Source organism: Terriglobales bacterium (genome assembly GCA_035457425.1).
In the GTDB taxonomy this organism is placed as follows: Bacteria; Acidobacteriota; Terriglobia; order Terriglobales; family Acidobacteriaceae; genus JACPNR01.
Window position 1 is genome coordinate 1 of the sequence record DATIBR010000189.1, and the last position, 6,077, is coordinate 6,077.

At 68.0% G+C, this 6,077-nt stretch carries 6 protein-coding genes; 4 read left to right on the forward strand and 2 right to left on the reverse strand.

What is annotated here, in order from left to right; genetic code table 11:
- Positions 1–93 precede the first annotated feature (93 nt).
- Both VLA96_14890 and VLA96_14895 read right to left on the reverse strand, forming a co-directional pair.
- Positions 94–1,485 carry an amidase gene (locus tag VLA96_14890; GenBank protein ID HSE50491.1) on the reverse strand — a complete coding sequence of 464 codons (1,392 nt, stop codon included), beginning with the start codon at positions 1,483–1,485 and terminating at the stop codon, positions 94–96.
- Positions 1,482–2,195 (reverse strand): class II aldolase/adducin family protein, encoded by a 714-nt coding sequence (locus VLA96_14895; protein ID HSE50492.1) that lies wholly within the window; start codon positions 2,193–2,195, stop codon positions 1,482–1,484. The genes VLA96_14890 and VLA96_14895 overlap by 4 nt, the downstream gene beginning before the upstream one ends.
- Positions 2,196–2,258: 63 nt before the next feature.
- On the opposite strand from VLA96_14895, the gene VLA96_14900 reads away from it, so the two are divergent.
- The 4 genes from VLA96_14900 to VLA96_14915 are packed head-to-tail and all read left to right on the forward strand — an operon-like array spanning position 2,259 to position 6,039.
- The gene (locus VLA96_14900; GenBank protein HSE50493.1) at positions 2,259–3,548 is read left to right on the forward strand and encodes a sorbosone dehydrogenase family protein; all 1,290 of its coding nucleotides are present in this window, start codon (positions 2,259–2,261) and stop codon (positions 3,546–3,548) included.
- A gap of 41 nt (positions 3,549–3,589) precedes the next feature.
- On the forward strand, positions 3,590–4,183 hold the full coding sequence (locus VLA96_14905; GenBank protein ID HSE50494.1) for a hypothetical protein: 594 nt from the start codon (positions 3,590–3,592) through the stop codon (positions 4,181–4,183).
- Positions 4,184–5,233 (forward strand): aromatic ring-hydroxylating dioxygenase subunit alpha, encoded by a 1,050-nt coding sequence (locus VLA96_14910; GenBank protein ID HSE50495.1) that lies wholly within the window; start codon positions 4,184–4,186, stop codon positions 5,231–5,233.
- On the forward strand, positions 5,230–6,039 hold the full coding sequence (locus VLA96_14915; protein ID HSE50496.1) for a methyltransferase domain-containing protein: 810 nt from the start codon (positions 5,230–5,232) through the stop codon (positions 6,037–6,039). Before VLA96_14910 ends, VLA96_14915 begins: the two co-directional genes overlap by 4 nt.
- Positions 6,040–6,077 lie beyond the last annotated feature (38 nt).

The following is a 6,077-nucleotide window of genomic DNA, read 5'->3' on the forward strand; positions in this document are numbered from 1 at the left end:
CGAAAGGTAGAACTCGCCGGCGCCCACTGATGCGAAGGCGCCGATCGCCGCTGCTGCGAACGTTACCAGCAGCCAGCCGACGAGCGCCATGGACTAGGAAAGCTGCGGCAGGACGATGGGCCGCGCGGTCTCGAAGGCGCGCGCGGCGCGCAGCACCAGCGCATCGGCATAGCGCGGCCCGACGAGGTGCAGCCCGACCGGTAGTCCGGCCTTGGTCAGTCCGCATGGAATCGAAGCAGCGGGCTGCTGGGTCAGGTTGAACGGGAAGGTGAACGGCGTCCAGTCGGTCCAGCGGTCCTGCAGCATCTTGTCCGCGACTTCCTTGCCGGCATCGAACGCCGGGATCGAGAGCGTCGGCGTGACGAGCAGATCGTAGTCGCGGTGGAAGAGGTTCATGTGCGTGCCGAGCGCGCCGCGCCTGAGCTGCGCCTCGAGGATCTGCTGCGCCGTGATCTTCTCGCCTTGCGCGGCGACGTCGAGCAGGCCCGGATCGATCAGCGTGTGCTTCTCTTTTGAAATGCCTTTCAGGAGGAACGCGGCGCCCGAGAACCAGTGCGTGGTGAAGATCGGCGCCGGGTCCTCGAAGCCGGGATTCTTCTCCTCGACCTTGGCGCCGAGCTCTTCGAACACCGCGACGGCCTTCTTCACGATTGCCGCAACTTCAGGATCCACTTTCGCGTAGCCCAGGTTCGGCGAGTACGCGATGCGCAAGTCCGCGATGCCCTGGTCGAGCCCGGTGCGATAGTCGCGCGCGTCGTAGGGCAGCGCGTGCCAGTCGCGCGCGTCGGGGAGCGAAAGCACGTTCAGCATCAGCGCGGCGTCCGCCACGCTGCGCGTCATCGGTCCGACGTGCGCGACGGTGCCGAACGGCGAGAGCGGCCAGGCCGGCACGCGGCCGAACGAGGCCTTGATGCCGAACAAGCCCGTGAAGCCGCACGGGATGCGGATCGAGCCGCCGCCGTCGGTGCCGACCGCGAGCGGCCCCATGCCCGAAGCGACCGCGGCCGCCGCGCCGCCGGAGGAGCCGCCCGGCGTCTTGGCCTTGTTCCACGGATTGCGCGTGATGCCGGTGAGCGGGCTGTCGGTCACGCCCTTCCAGCCGAACTCCGGGGTGGTGGTCTTGCCCAGGATCACCGCGCCGTGCTCGCGCAGCCGCGCGGTGGCGGGCGCGTCGTCGTTCCACGGCCCCTTGGGGTCGACGGTCTTCGAGCCGCGCAGCGTCGGCCAGCCCTTGGTGAGGATGATGTCCTTGATGGACACCGGCACGCCGTCCAGCAGGCCCTTCGGTTGCCCTGCGGTCCAGCGACTCTCCGACGCTTTGGCATCATCGATCACGCGATCGGAAACCAGGTTGAAAGCGTTGAACACCGGGTTGAACTTCTCGATGCGGCCGAGCACGGCGTTAGCGACTTCGACCGGGGAGAGGGTGCGCTTGCGAAAGGCTTCGACCAGCTCGGTGGCCGTCAGCGCCCAGAGCTCGCTCATGCGCGCTCCCCGCGCGCTTGCGCCAGCGCCTTTTCGCGCCACAGCGGCCAGGCGCGCTTGTAGTCCTGCACCGGCGCGGACGCCTGGACCTCGGCCGCATCGAGATAGGTGACTTTCGAAGAGAGAAGTAGCGCCTGCATCTGCATGCGCGCGCTCATCTCGAGGTAGATGCTGCGCCCGACCGCGCGCTGGAGATCCTCGCCGGTCACCGCCGAGCCGTGGCCGCGCATCAGCGTGGCCGGGCTCTTGCCCAGCGTTTTCGCCAGCGCCTTGCCGAGCTTGGCATCGCGCACCAGCAGGTCGGAGCCTTTCTTCACCTTGCGGATCTCGAAGTTCGGCAGCCCCGTGCCGATGAAGGACGCCATGTGGAAGAGCGCGCGCATCTTCACGCCGGTCACGCTGAACGGGATCACCGACGGCGAATGGTTGTGCACCACCGACATCACGTCGGGCCGCGCGCGGTAGATCTCGCCATGGATGAAGCGCTCGGACACCGAATCGCGCCCGCGCGCGTCGATGGGATTGCAGTCGAGGTCGTACTCCAGGATGTCCCCCGCCTGCACGGTCTCAGGCGCGATGGCGCGCGCCAGGAAGAAGCGGCCGGGATCGTCCGGCGAGCGCATGCTGACGTGGCCGTAAGCGTCGATCACGGCGTGCGCGGCGAGGATGCGGTTCGCCGCGACCAGGTCGTCGAGGAGGTCTTTGTCCATGGGGGCGCAAAGTTTGGCGCAGGTCCGCGGCTTGCGGCAATACCAAACATGAACGGAGGCGCCATGCGTCCTACGCACCCGATCGCGCTGGTCGCCGTCCTGGCGCTCGGCGCCTGCAGCGAAATGTCGCGCTTGCCGGATTCCGCGACCACCGGCCCCAATCCCACCCTGCCCGAGCCGACCCGCTCCCTCATCCCCACGGTGAAGGTCGCGCCAGCCAGGGGTTGGCCTGACGGAGTCACGCCGAAGGCGGCGCCCGGCACGCAGGTCAGCGCGTTCGCCACCGGCCTTCAGCATCCGCGCTGGCTCTACGTGTTGCCGAACGGCGACGTGCTGGTGGCGGAAACCAACGCGCCCGAGCGGCCGGAGGAAGGCAAGGGCATCAGGGGCCGCGCGATGAAGCACTTCCAGAAAAAAGCGGGCGCCGGCGTGCCGAGCGCGAACCGCATCACGCTCTTGCGCGACGCGGACGGGGACGGCGTGGCCGAGGTGCGCGAAGCGTTCCTTGAAGGGCTCAACTCGCCGTTCGGCATGGCGCTGGTCGGCGAGGTTCTTTACGTCGCGAACACCGACGCGGTCGTGCGCTTTTCCTACCGGAATGGTCGAATCGATCCGAAAGGCGAAAAACTGGTCGACCTTCCCGCCGGTCCGCGCAACCACCACTGGACCAAGAACCTGATCGCGACGCCCGAGGGAGGAAATGAGGCAGCGCGCCTGTACGTTACCGTCGGCTCGAACAGCAACGTCGCCGAGAACGGCATCGAGGAAGAGGAGGGCCGCGCGGCGATCTGGGAGGTCGACGCGAAAACCGGCAAGCACCGCGTGTTCGCCTCGGGCATGCGCAATCCGAACGGCCTCGGGTGGGAGCCGAAGACCGGCGCGCTGTGGACCGTGGTCAACGAGCGCGACGAGCTCGGCAGCGACCTTGTGCCCGACTATCTCACCTCGGTGAGGGACGGCGGCTTCTACGGCTGGCCGTACCGCTACTACGGATCGAACGTGGACAAGCGGGTCGAGCCGCAGCGCCCCGAGCTGGTGGCCAGGGCAATCAAGCCGGATTACGCCTTGGGCAATCACGTGGCACCGCTCGGCCTTGCCATGACGGCGGCGGGAGCGTACGTCGGCCAGCACGGCTCCTGGAATCGCCGCCCGCCCTCGGGCTACAACGTAGTCTTCATTCCCTTCCGCGACGGCAGGCCGAGCGGCCAGCCCGTCCCGGTCCTGGAAGGATTCCTGGATGAAAGGGGAAATGCCTATGGCCGCCCGGTTGGCGTGGCGATCGACAAGCGCGGCGCGCTGCTCGTCGCCGATGACGTGGGCAATGCGGTCTGGCGCGTGACGGTTTCTCGCTGACGTAGAATCCCCGAGGAAGGCGCATCCTTCATGGAGGGGATATGAGATTTCATGCGATGGGGCAGCGGCTGCTGATCGTGGCGCTGGCGCTCGCGCTCGCTGCCTGCGGCGGAGCGCAGATGAACAAGGCGGATCAGGAGCCGGTCATCAAGCAGGGCGAGTCGATGGTGGTGTTCTTGCGCTCGACCTTCGTCGGCAGCGCAATTTCGGCGTCGGTATTCGACGTCAGCGGGCCGGACAGCAAGTTCATCGGCGTCGTGAACAACGGCACGAAGGTCGGCTATCCGCTCGCTCCGGGCAAGTACACCTTCATGGTGGTGAGCGAGTCGGCGGACTTCATGCAGGCCACCGTGCTTCCCGGCAAGACGTACTACGCGATGGTCACGCCGCGCATCGGGATGTGGAAGGCGCGCTTCTCCTTCCGCCCGGTGCGGCAGAGCGAGCTCGCCGGCAGCGAGTTCGGCGGCTGGAATTCCGGCACGCAGTTCGTCGTCAACTCGCCCGACACGCTGAACTGGGCGAGCTCGAACGCGGCCGACATCGCGTCCAAGCGCAACCAGTACTGGAGCGAGTGGAGCGCCAAGCCGGAGCCGGAGCGCGCCGCGCAAACCCTCAACGCCGAGGACGGCCGATAAATGTTCCTGCAGAACTGCTGGTACGTCGCGGCCTGGGACCACGAGCTGATCGACCGCAAGCTGCTCGCGCGCACCATTCTCGAGAAGCCGGTGCTGGTCTACCGCGGCGACAGCGGGCGCGTGGTGGCGCTGGACAACCGCTGCTGCCATCGCGGCGCGAAGCTCTCCAACGGCCGCATGGAGGGCGACGACATCCGCTGCATGTATCACGGCCTGAAGTTCGACCCGAGCGGCAAGTGCATCCAGATCCCGGGGCAGGACAACATCCCGCCCAAGCTCGGCGTACGGAGTTACCCGGTAGTCGAGCGCCAGCACCTGGTCTGGATCTGGATGGGCGAGGCCGCCAAGGCGGACCCGGGCCTCATCCCGGACTTCACCTACCTCAGCGATCCGAAGTGGCGCGGCAAGCCGGATTACATGCACTACAAGGCGAATTACCTGCTGATCGTCGACAACCTCTCCGATTTTGCGCACCTCGCCTTCGTGCACACCAAGACGCTCGGCGGCTCGGAGGAGTACGCGTACAAGTCCAAGCCCACCGCGATCGAGCGCCTGCCCGACGGCTTCCGCGTCGAGCGCTGGCACATGAACGCGGATTCCCCGCCCTTCCACAGGAAAGTCGTCAGAGACAGCGGCAAGGTCGACCGGCGCAACATCGCGCGCATGTACATCCCGGGCGTGTTCTTCATGGAGACGCTGTTCTCGCCGGCCGGCAGCGGAGCGGAGAAAGGCAACCTGGCGGGCACCAGGCAGTACCGCAACTGCCAGTTCTTCACGCCCGAGACGCGCCGCTCCACGCACTTCTTCTGGGACTACCTGCACGACTACGACCTGGAGGACCCGACCATCGCGCTGTCGCTCAATCACAGCATGATCGAGGGCTTCCTCGAGGACAAGTTCATCATCGAGGGGCAGCAGGAAGTGCTGGACGCGGATCCGGACTTCAAGATGAACGCGATCGTGGCCGACGCGCCGCTCGCGCATTTCCGGCGCACGCTCGGCAAGCGCATCGACGAAGAACGGCAGCAGAGCCAGCCTTTCGCCGCGTGAACTTCCGCGACTTCGAGCACGCGGGCTGGGAAGGGGTCGCGGCGCGCTACCACGACGCGTTCGCGCGCCTCACCTCGCAGGCCATCGGCCCGCTGCTCGACGCGGCCGGTGCGCGCCCGGGCGTGAAGCTGCTCGACGTCGCGAGCGGGCCGGGCTACGTCGCGGCGGTGGCGGCGGAGCAGGGCGCGGAAGTGGTGGGGGTGGACTTCGCGGCTTCGATGGTGCAGCTCGCGAGCGACCGTTATCCCGCGGTGAGCTTCCAGCAGGGCGACGCCGAGAGCCTGCCGTTCCCGGACGCGAGCTTCGACGCGGTGACGATGAACTTCGGCGTGCTGCACCTCGAGAACCCGGACCGCGCGCTCGAGGAGGCGCGCCGCGTGCTGCGGCCGTCCGGGCGCTTCGCCTTCACGGCGTGGACCGCGCCCGAGCAGGCGCGCGGCTACGGCGTGGTGCTCGACGCGATCCGCAAGTTCGGCCGCAACGAAGTCGGGCTGCCGCCCGGGCCGCCGTTCTTCCGCTTCGGCGACCCGGCCGAGGCGCGCCGCTCGCTCGAGCGCGCCGGCTTCGAGGGCGCGCAGGCCCGCGTGCTGCCGCTCGCCTGGCGCCTCGAATCGACCGCCACGCTGTTCGAGTGGATGATGGCCAGCACGGTGCGCACCGGCGCGCTGCTGCGCGCGCAGACCCCGGCGGCGCTCGAGGCGATCCGCCAGGCGGTCGGCGCCTCGGCCGCGCGCTTTCTCAAGGGCCACGGCGTGGAGATCCCGATGCCCGCCGTGCTGGCGTTTGCCACGAAGAGGGGCGCATGAAGACACTGCTGATTGCTCTGCTGTTCGTCGCCGCTCCG